This is a genomic window from Methylosoma difficile, assembly GCF_054657615.1.
On the sequence record NZ_BAAHYJ010000002.1, the window covers coordinates 854535 to 876326 of the forward strand.

The window sequence follows — 21792 nt, forward strand, 5'->3', positions numbered from 1 at the left end:
GTATCTTGTTTAGGGTTAAAATGAAGTGGCGGTTAGGATAGGTTAAGTTTGTCATGAAGGAAAGAGCCTGATACGTTAAAATACGCGGCTTGCCGAATAGGCTGTGTTTGATACAAATCAATACAGCCAAACAATAACTTGGCTACCATTAATCAGGAAATAGTATGAAATCCAGAGAACGACGGCACGGTTTGGTGCTGATCAACACCGGCGAAGGCAAAGGCAAATCCTCCAGTGCCTTGGGCATGGTATTCCGAGCCGCAGGCTGGGATATGAAAGTCTGCGTGATCCAATTCATTAAAGGCCAATGGCAAACTGGCGAGCAAAAAGCAGCGGCAAAATTTGACAATATCGAATGGCACGCCTTGGGCGACGGCTTTACTTGGGACACCAAAAACCCTGAGCAAGACATTAAAACCAGCCGCGAGATTTGGGAATTTAGCAAAGACAAAATCCGCTCCGGCGAATTTGATGTCGTCTTGTTGGACGAAATCAACTACTGCTGCGGTTATAACTGGATCAGCGGCGTGGAAATTGCCGAATTTATCCGCACCGAGAAACCCGCTTGGCTCCATTTAATAATGACCGGACGCAACGCCGCCCCTGAAGTGGTGGAATTGGCGAACACCGTTACTGAAATGACAAAAATCAAACATGCCTTTGAACAAGGCATTAAAGCCGAGCAAGGCATCGAGTTTTAATGCCCGCACGAAGCACAAAAAGAGCCACATCAGTGGCATTCAATCACGAGAGGAGCACACCATGCCAGAAATTCAAAAAATTATCTTAGCTGTCGCAGCGGTCATTATCGCTGGGTTTGTTTTGGTTGGCCTAAGCAAACAAGACCCCACCCCTGCACAGCAAGAAGCGGCTTCCACCATCCGCAACTACGTTGCCATGCAAACCATGGCAAGCGAGAAATGCCCGATCGCCGTCAAAAAGGAAACCGGCGAACAAGTGTATTTCCCCTCTGAAACCTTAAGCGATAAAGAAACTTACATCACGTTGAAATGGGTGGGCGAAAACAGCAAAACCGGCGGTTTTAAAAATGCCTCTTGCACATTAAAAGCCACCTTGGGTGGCATTTCCGAATTGGTGATTGACGACAAAGTCATCATCAAAAAATAAGATTGGATTAGCATTTGGCAATCTGCAAGTACGCCATTCAATTTGTAGATTGCCAACCCGACTTGAATTTTGGCTACGCGCCCAGATTTAATAAGCAGCCTATTTGAACAACACTCATTGTTTGCCAATCAAAGCCCGCACCCCCCATTCAGCACCGACAAGCAATGCCCAAAACCGCTACCTTCGACCCGCAACTGTTCAGCGAATTTGCCCAGCAAGACCAAGCCTTACTGGCGCAAGCCTTGGAAATTATCGCGCAAATCCCTGACGATCCAGACTACCACCGCCCCAAGGGGTTTGAAGTTGCCGCCATTTTAATGGGTCTGAATGTCGATCTGAAAACCTTATTGGCGGCGATTTTAAGCGACCCGCGCCTGCAACAACTGCAACCCGTACCGGATATTAAAGCCCAGTTTGGCAACACCGTTGCCACCTTGGTCAAAGATGTCAACTGGCTGAATAAAATTGCCGTTTATTCGCTGAAGATGACCGATCAACCCAGCCAAACCGAAACCTTGCGGCGTATGCTGTTATCGATGACCCACGATGTCCGCGCGGTATTGATAAAACTGGCCTACCGCGTAAAACGCCTGCACGTGCTGACCAAAGAAGCCCACGACGTGCGTCATTTTATCGCCCAAGAAACTTTGGACATCTACGCGCCCATCGCCAACCGCATGGGCATCCACCAACTGAAATGGGAGTTGGAAGATATGGCATTCCGCTATATCAATCCGCCCATGTACCGGCACATTGCCCATTCGCTAAACGACAAACGCGTCGAACGCGAAGCCTGCATCGAAAACTTTACCCAATTGCTGCAAAGCAACCTAACTGAACACGGCATCAGCGGCAAAGTGTACGGACGACCCAAACACATCTACAGCATTTGGAAAAAAATGCAGCGCAAGCGGGTGGACATCGACGGCCTGTATGACTTGCTGGCGGTGCGGGTGATGGTCGACAACCTGACCAATTGCTATGCCGCGCTCGGCATTGTCCACAGCCTTTGGCAAAGCATCCCCCGCGAATTTGACGACTACATCGCCAACCCGAAAGAAAACGGCTACCAGTCCTTGCACACGGTCATCATCGACAGCAATGGCAACCGCATTGAAGTGCAAATCCGCACCCACGATATGCACGAGTTTGCCGAACGCGGGGTGGCGGCGCATTGGTCCTATAAAGAAGGCGGCAAACACGATGCCGCCATTGAAAAAAACATCAACGCCTTGCGCCAGTATTTGCAAGAACGTGGCAACGAAGGCATCCACAGCGAAGATTTCCGCAATGAATTGTTCAATGACCGCGTCTATGTGCTGACACCGGCGGGCAAACTGATGGATTTGGTAAAAGGCGCAACACCGCTGGATTTCGCCTATGCGATCCATAGCGAAGTGGGGCATCGCTGCCGGGGCGCGAAAGTCAACGGACGTATCGTGCCGCTCACTTACAGCTTGCAATCGGGCGAACAAGTGGAAATTTTGACCAGCAAAGAAGGCGGCCCCAACCATAATTGGTTGGATAGCAACCTGGGTTATTTAAAAACCTCAAACGCCATCGGCAAAGTAAAAAGCTGGTTCAAAAATCAGCAACAAAGCCAAAACATTGCCGCCGGCAAAAGCATTTTGGATAAAGAAATCCAACGTTTAGGGATAAAAACCCCCAACTTGACCGAGCTGGCGCAATACTTTAAACAAGCAACTATTGATAAGCTGCTGGAAGCCATTGGACGCAGCGATATTAACGCCCGCCAACTCGCCGGATTTTTTAAGCTGCACGAATTGGATGCCGAACCGCGTACCAACACGGCTTCACCCAAAAAAATACCCAATAAATCCGGCATATCGGTGGATGGCCTTGACAACATCCTGACCAGCCTAGCCAGTTGCTGCACGCCGGTGCAAGGCGATGAGATTATTGGCTATATCTCACCGCGCAAAGGCGTGACCGTACACCACAAAAACTGCGACAACATCCGCCTGCTCAGCCCACATAAACAGCACCGCTTGGTCAATGTCAGTTGGGGCTTGCAAAAAACCAACTATGCCGTGCCAATCGTCGTCCATGCCTTTAATGCCCAAAATATCCTCAGCCAAGTCAGCCATACTTTGTCACAAGCGAAAATCCATATCGCCAATGCTGCGCTCGACACCCATGCGGATTTTTCCGCAACGCTTAACCTGACCATCATTGTTGAAAATACCGACCAATTGCAGCAGGTATTAAGCAAATTAAGCTGCTTGCCCAATGTACTGGATGCCAAGCGCAATGTTTAAACCTTAAAGCAAAGCCTGAATTTAGGCATCTGCCCAACCGGTTAGAAAAAATCTATTTTTATGGTATCTTATTGGTGCCTTACCACTTAGCAGACTGAATATTCAAGCTGCTATAACAAAAAGTATGTGCAAAAGCGCCTAATCTCTAAGCGCGTTGCCATGCTGATTGTTCACAGTAATCCAATACTTTCACTACGAGAATATTTTCATGAAAAAATTAGCAACCCTTTCTGTACTGGCATTTGCCGCCATCGCCAGCAACGCCACACTGGCAGGTCCAATTAACCGCATGGTCGCCAATTGGCATTTTGACGAAGGCCAAGGCTTAAAGCCTTTTGACTCTTCTGGCTACAACAAACATGGACAACTTGGCGCTACTGCCGGCATTGATGTCAGTGACCCGCTTTGGGTTTCGCGCCGCTTCGATAACGCCGCCTTGCAATTCAACGGCAGCCAATATGTCAAAGTGACCACCGCCAACCATTTGGAACCCCCAGGCATTTCAGTTGAAGCATGGGTAAAAGCGGATGTGACCGATTCAACCATTCTGCCTTATGTCGTCGCCAAAAGTGGCAATGCCTGCCAATTTGCCGCTTACGCGCTGTACTTGCATGACGACTTATCAGGCAAAGGCGGCGTACCTTATTTTTACGTCAGCGACGGCAGCACTTATGTCGAATCGCCTGAAGGCGCACCCAGCTTGTGGGACGGCAAATGGCACCACTTGGTAGGCAGCTACGACAAAGTGAAAGTCAGGCTATTTGTCGATGGCGTGCAAATCAGCACAGGCACCCCTAATACCTCACCGATTGGCTATGCCAGCTTTACCAACAAAAACCTGTACATAGGCGATTACGACGGCGACAGCAACATCTGTAACGACTACAACGGTGGTTTTGTCGGCAGCATTGACGAAGTCAGGATTTGGAACAAACCCTTATCGGCAGCAGAAGTCGCCAGCCGTTTCGCGGGCTACTAAAGCGCAATTGTCAAACCCTCATTTGGCAAACAAAAAAGGGCGGCAAAACCGCCCTTTTTTCGCCTGCCATTTTCGATAAGGCCTGAAAAATGTTGAAAATGCCCGACTTTAACCCATTAAAACAACCACATTCGCTAATCCATCATAATGGGGTTATTATTTGCCACGCGAATATAACCACTTATAACAATAATTATTTTGAGGAGTACACGATGGGCATTGACAACAAATTTACTGCACTGCAACTCGCCATTATCAATAACCAAGCGGCACTTTACGATTGCGCCTGCCCCGTCCATATCAGCTTGCAAATCACCAACCTACGCAAACTGTATGACTACCAACAAACCTGCTTGGAAACGCCTACTGAAAACCCTGTGCATATCCAAGTACACCAACGGATTGCCGAAATCACCAAACAAGCCCACCAACTGATGGAGCAATGTCTGGACGAAATTTTAGACATGGAAGGCTGGGACAGAAGCAAAATGGAAATGCCCGCCGGACTGCGGACACTGAAAGAAGGTTGACCGCGCCAAGCAAACCGTATCAAAAACCTGCTTTACCGGCATATCCGCCAAACCACTGCCTTACCAAGCAGTGGGATTGGCACAGCCCCCGTCAAGCATGGTCTGACACGCTAACAACCAGCTGTCATTGTCATTTATTTTTTAGATTAGTGAGGCTCGAACCCTAACATATCCGTGGGCATCAATCGTTAGGGGGCCTGGCGTTACCCCTACCTACCTGATGAAAACCATTGATGGTTTTTATCCGGCGTCCGCCAACAAACTTTCATAAGCTCGTAGGGTAGTTTCGCGCAGCAAACCGCCATGCCACAACCCAAAATAAACAGTTTGAAAATAGGCCGATGACAGATTGTCCGGTGGTTCCGTTGATGGCGGATTGCTGCGCGAATCCGCCTTACCGAGCTAAAAGGTACGCAATGCGTACCCTACAGAGCCAGCCCATTTGTCAGATTAGACCTAACATATTAAATGTAACAACAATCGGCTAAAATTAAACTTACCATCCTGAAACACAAGCCTATTTAACGATCGGGTAAAACGGTATCCAATCGCATACGGCTTTTATTTATTTTTAATCCGGCAGAGAGAAAACACATGACAGTGACAGTAACCAACAACACAACATCATGTCCTGGGCATACTTTGGGGGAATATCGGAATTATGACGCTTTCGCCATGATAAAAGCTGACGGCTCGGTGGTCACTTGGGGGGATCGCGCTAGCGGCGGCGGCGGCGCGGTAGCGGCGCAGCTTAACGGTACGCTGGATGTGGTGCAAATATTTTCCGCCCGCCATGCCTTTGCCGCCCTGCGCAGCGACGGCTCGGTGGTCACTTGGGGGAATAGCGGTTACGGCGGCGACAGCAGTAGGGTGGCGGCGCAGCTCAACGGTACGGTGGATGTGGTGGAAGTCTTTTCTTCAGCCGGAGCCTTTGCCGCCCTGTGCAGCGACGGCTCGGTGGTCACTTGGGGGCTTAACGTTTGGGGAGGCAACAGCAGCACGGTGGCCGCACAGCTCGACGGCACGGTAGACGTAGTTCAAGTCTTTTCCACATCGTATGCCTTTGCCGCCCTGCGCAACGACGGCTCGGTGGTCACTTGGGGGTATATTGGCGGCGACAGCAGCGCGGTGGCGGCACAGCTGAACGGTACAGTGGATGTGCTGCAAATCTTTTCCACAAGCAGGGCCTTTGCCGCCCTGCGCAGCGACGGCTCGGTGGTCAGTTGGGGGGATTTTGGCGGCTACAGCAACGCGGTGGCGGCGCAGCTGAACGGTAGTGTGGATGTGGTGCAAATCTTTTCCACAAGCGATGCCTTTGCCGCCTTGCGCAGCGACGGCTCGGTGGTCACCTGGGGAAACAGACTCTATGGCGGTAACAGAAGCGCGGTGGCCGCGCAGCTGAACGGTAAGGTGGATGTGGTGCAAATCTTTTCCACAGACGTTGCCTTTGCCGCCCTGCGCAGCGACGGCTCGGTGGTCACTTGGGGGGATAACGACTGGGGCGGCAACAGCAGCGCGGTGGCGGCGCAGCTCAACGGCAGCGTGGATGTGGTGCAAATCTTTTCTACCGAATTTGCCTTTGCCGCCCTGCGCAGCGACGGCTCGGTGGTCACTTGGGGGGATAGTCGTTTTGGCGGCGACAGCAGCGCGGTGGCTGTGCAGCTCGACGGCAGCATGGATGTGCTGCAAATCTTTTCTACAGTAAAAGCCTTTGCCGCGCTGCGCAGTGACGGCTCGGTGGTCACTTGGGGGGATAGCGCTTACGGCGGCAACAGCAGCGCGGTGGCGGCGCAGATCAACGGCAGCGTGGATGTGGTGCAAATCTTTTCTACCGAATTTGCCTTTGCCGCCCTGCGCAGTGACGGCTCGGTGGTCACTTGGGGGGAAGGCAGCTCGGGTGGCGACAGCAGCTCAGTCCTCAGCCAGCTCAGCTCAGGTGTGGTCAGCGGTGCCAATATCTACACCAACGACATCTTCCACGCCGCCCCCGACCAAACGCTCACCGGCACCAGCGGCAACGATGTGCTGAAAGGCGGAGATGGCAACGACACCCTCGACGGCGGCACAGGTGCAGACACGATGACCGGTGGTTTTGGCAACGACACTTACAGCGTCGATAACACGGGCGACACAGTGATTGAAACCCCCACCCTGGCGAATGAAATCGACACCGTCAACAGCAGCATTGCTTACACGCTGGGTGAGAACATCGAAAACCTGACACTGACCGGCACCGCCGCCATCAATGCCACGGGCAACGCCCTCAACAACACGCTGGTTGGCAATGCTGCAGACAACACCTTAAACGGCAAGGACGGCGCAGACACGCTGATTGGCGGCTTGGGCAATGACAGCTACACCGTAGACAACGCCCGTGACGTGGTAACGGAGACCTCAACACTCGCCACTGAAATTGATGCCGTCAACAGCAGCATTTCTTACAAGCTGGGTGCCAATGTCGAAAATCTGACCCTGACCGGCACCGCCGCCATCAATGCCACGGGCAACTCACTAAACAACACGTTGGTTGGCAATGCCGCGGACAATGCCTTGAATGGCAAGGGTGGTGCGGACACGCTGATTGGTGGTTTGGGCAATGACACTTATACGGTAGACAATACCGGCGATGCGGTTACGGAAACATCAACGCTAGCGGCGGAAATTGACACCGTTTTCAGCAGCATTTCTTATATTTTGGGCGCAAATGTCGAAAACCTGAACCTAGCGGGTACAGCAGCCATTAATGCCACTGGCAACGCATTGGACAACACGCTTATTGGCAATGCGGCAAATAACGCTTTTGTTGGCGGTAGAGGCAATGATGTCATCAAAGGTGCGGTTGGCAATGACCACCTTAACGGTGGCTTGGGCAATGATGTGCTAACTGGCGGATCTGGTCAGGATACTTTCCGCTTTAACAGTGCATTAAATGGCACGACCAACGTTGACAAAATCACCGACTTTAGGGGCGTTGACGACAGTATTCAGCTGGAAAATGCCATTTTCACCCAATTGACCAGCACCGGCACATTAGCCGCCGACAATTTGGTAATTGGCAACAAAGCATTAGATGTCAATGATTACCTGATATACAACAGCAACACCGGCGGCCTGTTTTACGATGCCGACGGCAACGGCGCAGGCGCAGCGGTCAGGATTGCCATCATGGGCGTGGGCTTGGCATTGACCAACGCCGATTTTGTGGTGATTTAAGTTGATGTACGAAAGCGCTTAAGCTTTTCGGTTCTTATACTCCGGCGTTTGCTGCTGCATTACGCGCCGGAGTTTTGCCGTCAGAGTTGATTAGAAACAGATCAATCGTTTCTTGCTAAGTCTTCAAAGCCATACAACGGTTCGTGGCGTCCAAAAACATGTTTTTGGATTCGTTTTATAGGGCTGAATCCAAATCAGGGTGTTTTTATTGGGCGGGGTGGGGTTTGCCACGCCCATGCCTTGGCAAAATTAACAAAGCCTGGGCTTATCATTTTTTCTTATCACCAATCAACTCAACCTCGATATGGCCTTGGCGTATGCACTCGGCGTAAGCATTCTGAGGGGTTGGGCTTCCGCTGGATTCGTCTAGGCAACGCTTGGTTTCCATTAAAAAAGCTTGTGCATCAACCTTGGGCAGCACATAACCTAAATCTTTGATGCACGCTTGGAAGGCATCGGCATCGTAGGTGGAAGGCAAATCGATGGTGATGGGTGTCACCGCGCTGGGTGATGACAGCACATTGTTGCCACCCACATTCAGCTTGATCTGTTCTTTATGCATGGTCGAGTCAAAACAGTGTGACGCATCAGCAAAATAGCCGCTGGCTTCCGCATCACCCGCCATCTGTAGAGGGCTGGGCTTATGTTCGGCACAAGCGAACAATAAGGATAAACAGCATAATGAAACCAGTCTTTTCAACATTAGGTGACTCCCAATTTATAACGGATGGTTACGCAGATTTTTTCTTCGGCTTGAAAGGCACGATAGTGGCGTAGGGTATGCATTGCATACCTTTTAACACATTTCCGTTACACAAACCCTTAAAAAGGTACGCAATGCGCACCCTACCCTTACCTTTACTATTGGCGCAAACCCACGCGCTCGCCTTGGTAAAACAGCAAAAACTCGCCGGGTTCAATTTTGTGCCAATCTTCGTTGCTGGTCAGCGGCAACGTGGCAATCACGGTGACGACGTCGTTGGGCGTGGTTTCTTGGTGGAAATCAATGGCGACATCTTCGTCCAGCAAGCGGGCTTCGCCGAATGGTGCGCGGCGGGTCAGCCAATGCAGTTGGGTGGTGCAGTAGGCAAACAGGTAGTTGCCATCGGAAAGCAAGATGTTGACCACGCCCAGTTCGCGCAATTGCCCGCACAACGCGCCAATACAGGCATACAGTTGCAAAGCGTCTTCGGGTGGTGAGGGGAATTGTTGGTCCAGTTGGTTAAGCAACCAGCAAAAAGCGGTTTCGCTGTCGGTATCGCCAACCGGCACATGCTTGCCGACGGCGGTTAAGTGTTGGTAATCACTGAGTTGACCGTTGTGGGCGAATGTCCAAAACCGTCCCCACTGTTCGCGGCTAAACGGGTGGGTGTTTTGTAAGGCCACCTGCCCACGGTTGGCTTGGCGGATATGACCGATTACCGTTTGGCTTTTGATGGGGTATTCCTGCACCAGCTTGGCAATGGGTGAATCATAACAAGGCTCCGGGTCTTTAAACGTCCGATAGCCTTTGTCTTCATAAAACGTAATGCCCCAACCGTCGCGATGCGGGCCGGTTTTGCCGCCGCGCTGCATGAGGCCTGTGAAGCTAAAACAAATATCGGTAGGCACATTTGCACTCATGCCCAATAATTCACACATGACAACCTCTTACCCTTTGTTCCAAAAAGAGCCGCTATTATAGGTCAATGGTTAGAAAACCGATGCCTACGTTAAGCCGTTCAGGGTTCGGCAAACCCACCATTGATGTCCTTTGGATACGAACGGCTTAACGCGGTGTTATAGGTTCAAGCAGTAAGCAGTAAGCAGTATCAAAATGTTTTTTGGTGATGGTAAAAATCAACGTGATCTTGTTTTTCAAAGATGCCATCAAAAAACATGTTTTTTGACTCCTCTTCCATGTAATCACTTAATTTTTTACCACTACCTGTTTTTTAAATCGGCAAGCCATCGATCAGCTGCAATCTATCCAAAATGCTTTCTGGCGACAAGGGTTTGGAATATTGTTCTATCAAGTTGAACAAGCGCAAATATTTGTCGATTTCAACCGCGTTTTTGGTTTTTTTGCCGAAATAGCTGCCATTTTCCAAACCACGGTCGGTCACCAAGGCATCGTTATAAATGGCAAAATCCAAGCTATGGGCGGCAATGTCGTTGTGTTCGGCGGGCAAATCTTCGCGGAAGGTGATGAGCACATCAATACCGTCCTTGCTTTGCTTGTACAAATCTTGTTGCACGGATTGGTCTAATGAATCGCGGCGGCTAATCACAAAAATACGGGTAATCTGCACGCCTCTGGCAACCGCATCCACGTTGGCTTGGTAATAATTCGACAACGCGCCGCCACGGTTCCAATCGACCAAGAAAGGGTCAACCGCTTTGACACGGTTTTGGGTACTGGCAATGGCTTTCGCGCCTTCCAAATAAAACTCTGTCTCGTCAAGCAACAGGTAGCTGTGTTTAAGCAAAGCCAGGTTGTTTTTGAAAGTGCTTAACAATTCTAGCGATTTCAATCGGCATTCAGGGTCTTTGATAGCCGCCAATGCTTCGTTAATATCTTCTAAATCGTCAATATCGTCATGGGTTTGGTATGGGTAATCGACTGCCAATTGTGCGCTCATAATGGTTTTTCCTTAATCAATAAAATGTTTCTATACGAAAGTTTGGATCGTTTGGGTGGCCTAATAAAGCCACCCAAACTTTGTAGGCAATGATTACGCGGCGACTGCGCTTGCCAAATTGGCGTTAACATGCGGGATGTCGGCGTAATAACTGCCGTGAACCAAATCAAACCCTACCGTGCGGGCAATTTGTTCGGCTTGTTTTTGGTTGGCTTGCTTCAAAATGCTTTGTGCGCCTATGGCGTTCACCAAGGTTTTCAGCTGGTTCAACCTATCCAATTGCACTTGGTCTTTGGGCAATTCCAAATCACCCACCGAAAAGCACACATAATCCAGCGACAATTTGGAGATGAAATCAAACGATTCATTTTTGCCACTTTCAACATCAAACTTCACAGCAATTTGGTAGCCGCGTTGTTTGTAGTTACTCAGACCGTTATGCAACTCTTGGTAATATTTGGCATATTGGCTGCTCAGCGTGGTCAAGATCACAATGTTTTTCGTGGATAATCCGCAACGCTCAATAATGTCTTCAAAATACGCGCCGTGATCTTTTTTAACGCCCAAAATATGGCGCGGATCGACTTCCAAAAATATGCGCCGTTGCAAAGGCACGATCGGCAAGTAATTCAACAAATGCACGGTGCGGCATAAGCGGTCAAAGTTGACGATGGATTCGCTAACCGCCGCGTTGCGGTCATAACTCAACAAATTTTCCACTTCTTCCGAGTAAAGGCGTTTGGTTTCAAAAGTGGAGACGTTGATTTGCGCCTTATGGCCAATAATGGTTTCTGGGCTTTTGTTGGTCCGGATTGGCGTAAACAAACTGCTGATGCGGATCGGTCCGAAGATGCCGCTCACCAAGTTGCCTTCCAAAACAAACGGACGGAAACTGGTGCGGTGTTCGCGGCTGAAAGCATCATTTAAGTGTTCAACTAAAGGTTGTAAGTACATGGCAATTCCTCTGGGTATTTTTATTTAAGTCACGTTAAGCCAACTGGCGGTTACAGCCTGAGTGATTTTCATCAGTGCTTTGCTTGGCTGTTGGTGATAATTTAAGCCAAGCAGATTATTAAATAAAACGATATATTTAGAATTTTATATCTTAAAAAAAGATATAAAGTCTGTTTTACACCGCCGCTGAGCCTCGTCCAAACTAATGGTTAATTAAGGCCACAGGCTTGGCAGATGCCAGGCTTCTTGCTCTAAGTTGTTGGCATAGGCACTGTTGAGAATGTCGCGCTTGGCTTCCAACCAGTCCGCCAATTCATCGCCCGGACTAAAATTACGTTTTTCGGCACGGTAGTAGGCCGCTTCGGCAATCATGGCATCCAAGGCAGGTATCGCCGTTGCTGGCCCGTTAAAGCCAAATCCAAAACCCAGCAAGCCCCACACTGTCTGTGGCGAATCGCCCGCAAGACCGATGGCGTCTGGCTCTTGCACCAGCAAAGTGCCCAACAAACGGTCCCAAACCGATAGCACCGCACCGTAGTTGTGGTCATGCTGGTGGCGCAGTTCCGCATGGTGGGTGCGGTGCAAAGCCGGCACAATCACCAACCAGCCCAGCCAATATTCGGCGTTAAACTTGATGTTGGCGTGATGGAAAATGATAAAAAAGGGGTAAACCGTTTCGTAAAGCAACAAAGCCATCGCATCGATGCCCAACAAAACAATCGCCAGCGACTTTACCAAGGTTGTCAACAGCAGCTCGGCAACATGCACACGAAACGCCGTGCTGGTGTTAACCGCCGCATCGTTATGATGAACTTTATGGAAAAGCCACAGACTATCAAAGTGATGGCATGCAAAATGCCATGCGTATAACAAGGCATCGAGCAGCAATAATGACAAACCGATTTTTAAATGCGTGTTGTCAACGGCACTTAACAATCCCCAATGGCTATAATTTTGCGCCAAAACTAACAAAGACGAGACCGACAACAAAGCCATCAGCACGCCATTAACGGCAAACAAACCCAAATTGGCCTGATAGGATTGGCGCAAGCGCTTGCGGGCAGATTTCTTAAAAGGGGAGCTGATTTCCAGAACAGCCAATAGGCCGAAAAAAACCGGCAAGGCCGCATCGAGTGCAAAATCCAGCCAAGCGGTTGCCTCAAAGCCGGAATAAAGCGTTGAAATAAAATAAGTATTTGACATGACAAGTCCTCAATTAAAAATGGATGAACCATTCTGAGCAAGGTCGTCTCAAGTTGTCTTGTCGATAAAGTAAACGCTCATACATTGAAAAGGCGGGGGTTAAAATTTGCCCAAGCTCATCGTAATGCGTGTTTATTATTTAATAAAACGATAATTATAGATTTTATTAACTAATAAATAGATAATTAAAAATCACCCAACTAGGTAAAGCAATGAATTTAAGTCAAATTGAATTACTGCGCGTCTTGCATGAGACCGACTTTAACCTCTCTAAAGCCGCTGAAAAAATGCACATCGTCCAATCGGCAGTCAGCCGGCAACTGCAACTGTTTGAAAACGAACTCGGCTCGCCGTTGTTTGAACGCAAAGGCAAAAAACTGCAAGGCATGACGCCTTTGGGTTTGAAGATTATGGAAGAAGTGGCGGTTATCAACCGCGCCAAAAAGAATATCCAAACGCTGGCCTCGGATTATTTGGACAGCAACCAAGGCACGCTGCACATCGCCACCACCCACACCCAAGCCAAATATTTCCTGACCACGCCCATCCGCCGTTTTAAAGAAAAATACCCAGGCGTGAAAATTTACATGGTGCAAGCCTCGCCCGAACAGCTGATCGACCAAATCCACAGCCGCACCGCTGACATTGCCATTTGCACCGAAAAGGTCGATGAAGACGCCAACTTGGTCATCAAAACCTGCTACGAATGGAGCCATGCCGCCGTTATTCCGCAAGACCACCCGCTCAGCCAAGGCGAAATCACCTTAGAACGCTTAGCCGCCTACCCTATCCTCACCTACAGCTTTGGTTTTACAGGGCGTTCCAATATTGAAAGCGCGTTCAAAAGCGTGGGCGTAGACTTGGACATCACCTTGGCAGCCACCGACACCGATGTCATCAAAACCTACGTGCGCTTAGGCATGGGTGTGGGCCTGATTGCCGGCATGGCGTTTGACCCGCTGACCGACCAAGACTTGCTGGCCCGTGACTTGTCGCATCTCATCAGCCGTTCCAGCACCAAAATTGCCTATTTGAAACACAACTACCTGCCGCAATACAGCCAGCATTTTATTGATGAACTGCTGTTGGCAGCGCGGGATATGCACGCGTGAAGGCATTATTTTTATTAATTGACCTTACGTAGACATTTTCTGCGGTATAACAACAAACTATTGGGTCGCTATCGCGACGATTTTTTTAATCGGGTTCTCGCACCCGAAGGCGAGTTACTTTCTTTTGCGCCGCCAAAAGAAAGTAACCAAAGTAAAAGCGGCCCTGTTGCCGCTCATGTCTTGCGCTCCTCGCATTTGTCGGGGGGACGGCAAAAGGGGCTTCCTGCCCCTTTGCCGCCGTGCGGCATCCCTGCCGCACCCCTTTCGGGCTGTTCCCGACAAATACTCCGGTGCTCGACGCGGCAAACGGGTCAACACTACGTTACTTCGTAACGTCATGTTACGGAGACACTTTCTGAGGCTTAGAAATAAATACGGGAAGCAAAATGAGCTACTGCTCAACATCTATTAATTAAAAAGTAACCTAAAAATAAATTGCCATTGGCTTTCATGAGGATATAATGAGGTTACTTTTTTATTGACGGTTAAAAAAAATGTCCAAAAAAGGCCAAAAGCGGGGTCGCAAAGCGTTACCGCCCAGCGAGAAAAAACCACCGCAACCGACGGTAAAGGTGAATGAAACACTGTTGCCGTTCGTCAAACTGTTAAAGCGTGAATGCAAGGCGAAACGGCTAGACGAAGGTAAATTGGCGGCTCTAACCCAACTTTTGTTGGACGGACACAACCCGATCATTGAAAAGCAACACCCTGGCAATGCAGATGATATTACTGAAGAAAAACAGGAGACATGACCCTAAAAAGTGAGCCAAAGGACAGATAAGCAAAAACTTATTGGTATCCGAAAGTGATTAAATCGCCTTGCTTCTTTAAATAAGTTTGTTTTTGGAGGTAAGAACCATGAAAGCAGTAAAAAAAATCGAATACGAAGTGCATTTTTTTGGCATTTTCGGCGCAATCGTCATCGCCGTTGTATTCTTTACTATCTTTTGGGGCAACATTTAAGCCACCCCACTTTAGGCATTAAGCCTAAAAAAAACGGGAATATGCTGATTAAACCTGAAGCATCATTAGCTGGTTTAGTCAGCATTTCCCAAAAAAACTACTGGACAGCCGTCCGCATCGTCACAAACTCTTCAGCCGCTGTTGGATGAATGCCAATGGTTGAATCAAACACCGCCTTGGTCGCGCCTGCCCGAATCGCCACCGCCATACCTTGGATAATCTCGCCAGCATCAGACCCCACCATGTGAATACCCAAGACTTTATCGGTACTGCCTTGTACCAGCATTTTCATCAAGGTTTTTTCGCCTAAGCCCGACAAAGTATGTTTCATCGGCGTAAATACCGACTTGTAAACCACGACATCGTCAGCAAACCGCTTTCTGGCTTCGGCTTCAGTCAAACCGACCGTGCCGACATTCGGTTGGCAAAACACGGCGGTGGGAATGTTGTCGTAATCCACGGGTGTGCGTTTGTCGGTGTACAACTGGTTGACCAACGCCATCGCTTCGGCGGTTGCCACGGGCGTTAGGCTGATGTGGTGGGTAACGTCGCCCAAGGCGTAAATCGATGGGATGTTGGTTTGGTAATCGGCGTTGATTTTTATGGCACCGATGTCGGTGGTTGCTACGCCCACCGCTTCTAAACCTAAGCCAGCAGTATTGGGCGATCTGCCCGTTGCGTATAACACCAAATCGGCAACTAAGATTTGCTTGCTGTCGGTTATCAGCTGGTAGCCGCCAGCGCTTTTGTGGATGGCTTCGATATGGCTATCCAACAAAATGGTAATGCCTTTTTTCCGCATTTCTTGGGCGACGAAATCGCGGATGTCGTCATCAAAACCGCGCAGCAGTTTGTCGCCACGGCAGCACAAGGTGGTTTCCACACCTAAGCCATTCATAATGCCAGCAAATTCCACGGCGATATAACCGCCGCCGACGATGACCAGCCGTTTCGGTAAGGCTTCCAGCGCGAACATGTCATTGGAGCTGACGATATGCTCTTTGCCCGGTATATCGGGTATCACAGGCCAGCCGCCCGTGGCGATTAAAATGCGCTCGGCAGTGAGTTTTTGGTCGCCGATTTGTACGCTATGGGCATCCAGCAATTGCGCCTGTTCATCGTAAACAGTCACGCCGGAATTGCTCAGCAAATTGCCGTAAATGCCTTGCAGGCGTTCGATTTCCTGATTTTTTTGCTGGCGCAAGGTTGCCCAATCGAATTGCGGCTCGCCGACTGACCAGCCAAAGCCTTTGGCGGCGGCAAAATCGTCATGGAAATGCGCGGCGTAGACGAACAGTTTTTTCGGTACGCAACCGACATTCACGCAAGTGCCGCCCAGATAGCGGTTTTCGGCAATGCCAACGCGCACGCCCAAAGCCGCCGCCATCCGCGCCGCGCGCACGCCGCCCGAACCTGCGCCTATCACGAATAAATCGTAATCGTAGTTTGTCATGGGGATTCTCTTGATAATAGCGTATTGGGTAGTTGGGCCAATCTGATTGAATGTCGGCAATGCATAAGTAGGTGCGAATTTATTCGCACAGACAACGGATTGTATGCGAATAAATTCGCACCTACAGACAGATTACCAACTGGAATGACAGATTTGACCCACTACCACTGATTTTATTGTTGTAAATAAGCCAACATGGTTTCCGCACTGCTGACGGTGAACGGGTCTTCAGGGTAGTTGTCGGCAATGCCGGGTTCGCTGAATAATTTAACAATCGCGCCGTCATCGACCAACATGGCATAACGCCATGAACGGTAGCCGAAGCCTACGTTTTCTTTCTTCACCAACATGCCCATGCCACGGGTGAAATCGCCATTGCCATCCGGCAACATCTTGACGTTTTTGATGCCCAAATGTTTGCCCCATTGGAACATGGTGAAGGCATCGTTAACGCTCAAGCAATAAACTTCATCAACACCTTGGGCGATAATTTCCGCATACTTGGCTTCAAAGCCGGGCAAATGCGTGCTGGAGCAAGTTGGTGTGTAAGCGCCAGGCAACGCCAAGACGACAATTTTTTTGCCTTTGAAAATGTCATCGGTGCTGACATCTTGCCAGCGGAACGGGTTATCACCGCCGATGCTTTCATCGCGGACACGGGTTTTGAAAATAACGTTGGGTACGGTAGTGGTCATGGTTGTTCTCCAATAAGAAATAAAGTCAGTTTGCTAGCAAAGGCTCTGAGCTTTAAACTCAGCGTTAAGTTGCAGACAAAACCATACTAAGTGAATACAAAGACTTTTTATTTCAGACATTTAGTCAATTCATTCAGTACGGGGGATAGTTTAGCGACGTTTTAAACCAATCTAAAATTGATTGTTTTTATAAAAACAATTGATAATTTGAATATATAAAAGCATTACCCTGCCCCAAAACACCAACGATTTACAACCCTTATTTTCTTTCCAAAAAGACAAAACCTTTTCACAAGCAAGCTTATAAACAAAACCTAACCAATTAATAAATATGTTATTTTTACCACGACCTAACTAAAGCCAGCATGGAACAACTCACCGACCTCAAAGCCATTCTCCACTCCAAACGCGCCAACATCTACTACCTAGAAAAATGCCGCGTCATGCAAAAAGACGGGCGCGTCTTGTACCTCACCGAAGCCAAAGACGAAAACTATTACTGGAACATCCCCATCGCCAACACCACCGTCATCCTGCTTGGCACCGGCACGTCCATCACCCAAGCCGCCATGCGGATGCTTGCCAGCGCGGGCGTATTGGTTGGCTTTTGTGGTGGTGGCGGCACACCGTTATTCTCCGGTAGCGAAATTGAATGGCTCACCCCACAAAGCGAATACCGCCCCACCGACTACGTGCAAGGCTGGCTAAAATTCTGGTTTGACGAAAACCAACGCCTCGCCGTCGCCAAAAACTTCCAACACGCCCGCCTTGGCTACCTGCAAAAAATCTGGCAAAAAGACCGCGACTTAAAAGCCGAAAACTTTTTTACCGACGACCACCACCTAACCGCAGCACTAAAAACCCACAGCGAACAAATCGACACCGCCACCAAAGTCGGCGACTTACTGCTACGCGAAGCCCAACTCACCAAACAACTCTACCGCTACGCCGCGCAAAGCACAGGCCAAGGCGGCTTCACCCGCGACCACCAAGCCACCGACCTTGCCAATGGCTTTTTAAACCACGGCAACTATCTAGCCTACGGACTCGCCGCCACCACGCTCTGGGTACTCGGCATCCCGCACGGCTTCGCCGTCATGCACGGCAAAACCCGACGCGGCGCATTGGTTTTCGACGTCGCCGACCTAGTGAAAGATGCCATCGTGCTGCCCTGGGCTTTTGTCTGCGCCAAAGAAAAAACCACCGAACAAGAATTCCGCCAACAAATCCTGCAAAAATTCACCGAACACAAAGCCCTAGATTTCATGTTTGAACAAGTCAAACAACAAGCCACCAGTACATTAGAACCCTCTCCCCTTGGGAGAGGGTTGGGTGAGGGTAAATCTCTATGATGGTCACATTCATCAGCCAATGCCAGAAAAAAGCCCTAACCCGCACCCGCCGGGTATTAGATGCCTTCGCCAACCGCATCGGTGACAACACCTGGCAAACTGTCATCACCGAAGATGGCCTGATTGCCGTCAAAACCTTATTACGCAAAACCGCCACCAAAAACACCGCCGTGGCTTGCCATTGGCAACGGTCAAGAAGCCGCAGTGAATTGGTTTGGATTGTGGGGAATCGGCGGTGTTTTAATTCGGAGGGGATTGTGCCTGTGAATAGCACCAGAAAAGATTTCAGCCATCGAGAATGGGAAAAAGGTTGGCACACTACCGAAATTATCGCCATCGCTTCTGCAATTGCTGGCTTATTCCATGATTTAGGCAAAGCCAACGACTTGTTTCAAGAAAAACTCAATCGAACCAAGAAAAGCCAAAATGCAAAAAGATTTGAGCCTTATCGGCATGAATGGGTATCTTTACGACTTTTTCAGGCATTTGTTGATAAAAGCAGCGACCAAGAATGGCTTAAGCAACTGGCAAATGTTAATGAAGACTTAGAAAACCAAGTTCTGCAAAAAATTGAAGTCGATCATCCTAACGCGGGTGAATTTAACAACCCATTCGATACCTTGCCAGCGTTCGCAAAATTAGTGGCTTGGTTGATAGTTTCACACCATCGCCTACCTATTTATCCCAAACAAGGTGAAACAGAACCCAAAATTGACCAGCCCAATATATGGCTGAATAATGATTTTGATGATTCTTGGAATTCGCTCAATAGCCGCAATCATGATTGGAAAGAGGAAGCCTTAAAAGCCAATTGGACGTTTACCCATCACACGCCATTAATCAGTAAAACATGGCAGGACAAAGCTGTTCAACTATCAAAACGGGCATTGATTTGCCAAGGTTTAATAGATATTGATTGGCTTAACCAGCCCTTTGTAATGCACTTGTCGCGTCTGGCCTTGATGCTTGCCGACCATCACTATTCCGGCAAAGCCCCAGAAGCTAAGTGGCAAGACACCAATTATCTGGCTTACGCCAATACCGACAAACAAAACCAACTTAAGCAAAAACTGGATGAACACAACGTCGGCGTAAGCCAACACGCCTTTGAGTTTATTTTAAAATTAAGACGCTTACGCGAAGAATTACCAACACTCCCCCCCAATAAAACCTTAGCCAAAGGTCCAAAAGAAGACAAAGAACCTTGGCAAACCAAAGCCTACCAAGCAGCCCAACAAGTTCAAAACCAAGTTAAAGAACAAGGTTTTTTCGGCATCAACATGGCTTCGACAGGAAAAGGCAAAACCTTGGCGAATGCCAGAATTATGTATGGTTTAGCCGATGAATCGGAAGGTTGCCGTTTTAGTGTTGCCTTGGGTTTGCGGACATTGACCTTACAAACTGGCGAAGCCCTTGAAAAACGCTTGGAACTTGATAAAACCGAGATTGCCACGTTGATTGGTTCACAGGCTGTTTTACGACTGAACAAAATCAACCAAGGCAAACAAACGGATGACGAGCCATTAGCGATTCGCGGTAGCGAAAGTTTAGAAATAGATGTGGATGATGACGGTTTTGATGTCATTTATGGCATCGAAGCTTATGAAGGCCAATTAGAGAAATGGTTTAAAGACAAACCCAAAGCCAAAAAACTCTTACATGCGCCCATTTTGGTCAGCACCATTGACCACTTAACACCAGCGACAGAAGGTGTACGGGGCGGCAAACAAATTGTGCCGATGTTGCGCTTGTTGACATCCGACTTAGTGTTAGATGAGCCAGACGAATTTGACTTAAACGATTTACCCGCATTAGCGCGTTTGGTGAATTGGGCAGGTATGCTGGGTGCAAAGGTATTGTTGTCTACGGCAACCATGCCGCCTGCGTTGGCTTATGCCCTGTTTGAAGCCTACCAAACAGGGCGGAAAGCATTTAATACCGCTACCAATCAAGCCAATGCGCTAAAACCGGTTATCTGCGCTTGGTTTGATGAATTCAGTGTCCAAACATCAGAACATGAGGGAATCCCAAGCTTTATCAAAGCGCATGATGAATTCATTCAAAAGCGCATTACCAATCTAGGGAAAGAAAAGTCAGTTTTGCGTAAAGCAAAATTACTGGAAATTGCCGGGACAGCCGATTTACTACCACTCAACGCCATGAGCGAGGTTATTCGGCAAAATCTACTAGCCTTACATCAAAACCATCACCAACAACACGCATCCGGTAAAAAAATCTCAATCGGCTTGGTACGCATCGCCAATATCAACCCTTTAGTGGCGATTGCTAGGCTGCTTTACAAAAATCCTGCGCCCGCAAATTACCGTATCCATTACTGCGTTTACCACAGCCAATATCCTTTGGCGCAACGAGCTTTTATTGAAAGCAAATTAGACCAAGCCCTAAACCGCAAAAACCCAGAAATCATCTGGGATTGCCCCGAAATTCAATACGCTTTAAGACATTATCCAGAGCAAAACCAGCTTTTTGTAGTGTTGGCTACTTCGGTGGCAGAAGTGGGGCGCGACCATGATTACGATTGGGCAATAGCCGAACCCAGTTCCATGCGCTCAATTATTCAAATTGCTGGGCGGATACAACGGCATCGAAAATTAATACCCAAGACAGAGAATTTATATATTTTGGCGAAAAACCATAAAGCTTTAAAAGGCAAAGAGATTGCCTATGAAAAACCAGGATTTGAGGCTAAGAACCGAAAACTAAGCAGCCACGACTTAGCTGAAATTCTTGATAACCAGCAATATGCAATACCACGTTCCACGCCCAGCATTTTTTGCCCACCTATAAAAAAGGAAAACAGTAAACCACCGTTTAACAATTTAGTTTTTTTAGAACACATGGCCTACCGCGAAATACTACTAGGCGACAGCGGACAAAAAAATAATGCCCGACTCTGGTGGTTAAATAAGGTCTCATGGTGCGCCGAAATCCAACGCAAACAACCTTTTCGGGCATCTACACCTGACCAAGCCTATTGCCTTTATCTGGTAGAAGAAGAGGACGAGCCCGTTTGGCAAATCAAAAACGACAAGGTCAATCCCGTTGAATATAAAGACGTGTCAGTTATTACAAATATTGATGTCACGCTAGCCCAAGGCAATCAAGCGTGGTTGGTTTTCGATATTCACGATCAATATCGGCATTTAGGAGATCAGCTAGAAAAACCTTTGAAATATATCAGCTATTGTTTTGGCGAAATCCGCCTGCCTGACTATGAAGATCAAATCAATGAATGGTATTACTCCCCTGCACTTGGGGTTTTTAGAGAAATTTAGACGAGGAGCGAGTT

The 21792-nt window shown here is 48.6% G+C and carries 17 protein-coding genes; 10 read left to right on the forward strand and 7 right to left on the reverse strand.

The features are described 5' to 3' along the window. Positions 1-164: 164 nt before the first annotated feature. From cobO to ACYQ1O_RS09510, 6 genes are all read left to right on the forward strand, one after another. Positions 165-701, forward strand: a complete 537-nt coding sequence (gene cobO, locus ACYQ1O_RS09485) for a cob(I)yrinic acid a,c-diamide adenosyltransferase (protein ID WP_459991421.1) — start codon at positions 165-167, stop codon at positions 699-701. A gap of 61 nt (positions 702-762) precedes the next feature. After that, positions 763-1128 carry a hypothetical protein gene (locus tag ACYQ1O_RS09490; protein WP_459991422.1) on the forward strand — a complete coding sequence of 122 codons (366 nt, stop codon included), beginning with the start codon at positions 763-765 and terminating at the stop codon, positions 1126-1128. 164 nt (positions 1129-1292) lie between these two features. After that, positions 1293-3407 (forward strand): RelA/SpoT family protein, encoded by a 2115-nt coding sequence (locus ACYQ1O_RS09495; RefSeq protein ID WP_459991423.1) that lies wholly within the window; start codon positions 1293-1295, stop codon positions 3405-3407. Positions 3408-3615: 208 nt separating this feature from the next. After that, entirely contained in the window at positions 3616-4386 is a 771-nt protein-coding gene (locus ACYQ1O_RS09500) for a LamG domain-containing protein (protein WP_459991424.1), read from the forward strand. Positions 4387-4598: 212 nt separating this feature from the next. Then, a complete protein-coding gene (locus ACYQ1O_RS09505) occupies positions 4599-4916 on the forward strand; it encodes a hypothetical protein (RefSeq protein WP_459991425.1) in 318 nt (105 codons plus the stop codon). Between the two features lie 594 nt (positions 4917-5510). After that, on the forward strand, positions 5511-8129 hold the full coding sequence (locus ACYQ1O_RS09510) for a hypothetical protein (protein WP_459991426.1): 2619 nt from the start codon (positions 5511-5513) through the stop codon (positions 8127-8129). 268 nt (positions 8130-8397) lie between these two features. Here the strand turns inward: ACYQ1O_RS09510 and ACYQ1O_RS09515 are convergent, their stop codons facing one another. From ACYQ1O_RS09515 to ACYQ1O_RS09535, 5 genes are all read right to left on the reverse strand, one after another. Next, positions 8398-8832 (reverse strand): hypothetical protein, encoded by a 435-nt coding sequence (locus ACYQ1O_RS09515; protein ID WP_459991427.1) that lies wholly within the window; start codon positions 8830-8832, stop codon positions 8398-8400. Positions 8833-8990: 158 nt separating this feature from the next. Beyond that, positions 8991-9770, reverse strand: coding sequence for a class II glutamine amidotransferase (locus ACYQ1O_RS09520; protein ID WP_459991428.1), 780 nt, complete (start codon positions 9768-9770; stop codon positions 8991-8993). A 293-nt stretch (positions 9771-10063) separates the two neighbouring features. After that, a complete protein-coding gene (locus ACYQ1O_RS09525) occupies positions 10064-10750 on the reverse strand; it encodes a hypothetical protein (protein ID WP_459991429.1) in 687 nt (228 codons plus the stop codon). 93 nt (positions 10751-10843) lie between these two features. Beyond that, positions 10844-11704 carry a hypothetical protein gene (locus tag ACYQ1O_RS09530; RefSeq protein WP_459991430.1) on the reverse strand — a complete coding sequence of 287 codons (861 nt, stop codon included), beginning with the start codon at positions 11702-11704 and terminating at the stop codon, positions 10844-10846. 213 nt (positions 11705-11917) lie between these two features. Continuing rightward, on the reverse strand, positions 11918-12907 hold the full coding sequence (locus ACYQ1O_RS09535) for a sterol desaturase family protein (RefSeq protein ID WP_459991431.1): 990 nt from the start codon (positions 12905-12907) through the stop codon (positions 11918-11920). Positions 12908-13119: 212 nt separating this feature from the next. On the opposite strand from ACYQ1O_RS09535, the gene ACYQ1O_RS09540 reads away from it, so the two are divergent. Both ACYQ1O_RS09540 and ACYQ1O_RS09545 read left to right on the forward strand, forming a co-directional pair. Then, positions 13120-14019 carry a LysR substrate-binding domain-containing protein gene (locus ACYQ1O_RS09540; protein ID WP_459991432.1) on the forward strand — a complete coding sequence of 300 codons (900 nt, stop codon included), beginning with the start codon at positions 13120-13122 and terminating at the stop codon, positions 14017-14019. 494 nt (positions 14020-14513) lie between these two features. Further along, on the forward strand, positions 14514-14771 hold the full coding sequence (locus ACYQ1O_RS09545; RefSeq protein WP_459991433.1) for a hypothetical protein: 258 nt from the start codon (positions 14514-14516) through the stop codon (positions 14769-14771). Positions 14772-15079: 308 nt separating this feature from the next. Here the strand turns inward: ACYQ1O_RS09545 and gorA are convergent, their stop codons facing one another. Together gorA and ACYQ1O_RS09555 are read right to left on the reverse strand one after the other, a co-directional pair. Then, the gene (gene gorA / locus ACYQ1O_RS09550) at positions 15080-16435 is read right to left on the reverse strand and encodes a glutathione-disulfide reductase (RefSeq protein WP_459991434.1); all 1356 of its coding nucleotides are present in this window, start codon (positions 16433-16435) and stop codon (positions 15080-15082) included. Positions 16436-16608: 173 nt separating this feature from the next. Continuing rightward, positions 16609-17130, reverse strand: coding sequence for a peroxiredoxin (locus ACYQ1O_RS09555; protein ID WP_459991435.1), 522 nt, complete (start codon positions 17128-17130; stop codon positions 16609-16611). A 365-nt stretch (positions 17131-17495) separates the two neighbouring features. On the opposite strand from ACYQ1O_RS09555, the gene cas1f reads away from it, so the two are divergent. Together cas1f and cas3f are read left to right on the forward strand one after the other, a co-directional pair. Continuing rightward, positions 17496-18482: a type I-F CRISPR-associated endonuclease Cas1f gene (gene cas1f, locus ACYQ1O_RS09560; protein WP_459991436.1), complete on the forward strand. Its 987-nt coding sequence runs from the start codon at positions 17496-17498 to the stop codon at positions 18480-18482. Next, entirely contained in the window at positions 18479-21778 is a 3300-nt protein-coding gene (cas3f, locus tag ACYQ1O_RS09565; protein WP_459991437.1) for a type I-F CRISPR-associated helicase Cas3f, read from the forward strand. Before cas1f ends, cas3f begins: the two co-directional genes overlap by 4 nt. Positions 21779-21792 lie beyond the last annotated feature (14 nt).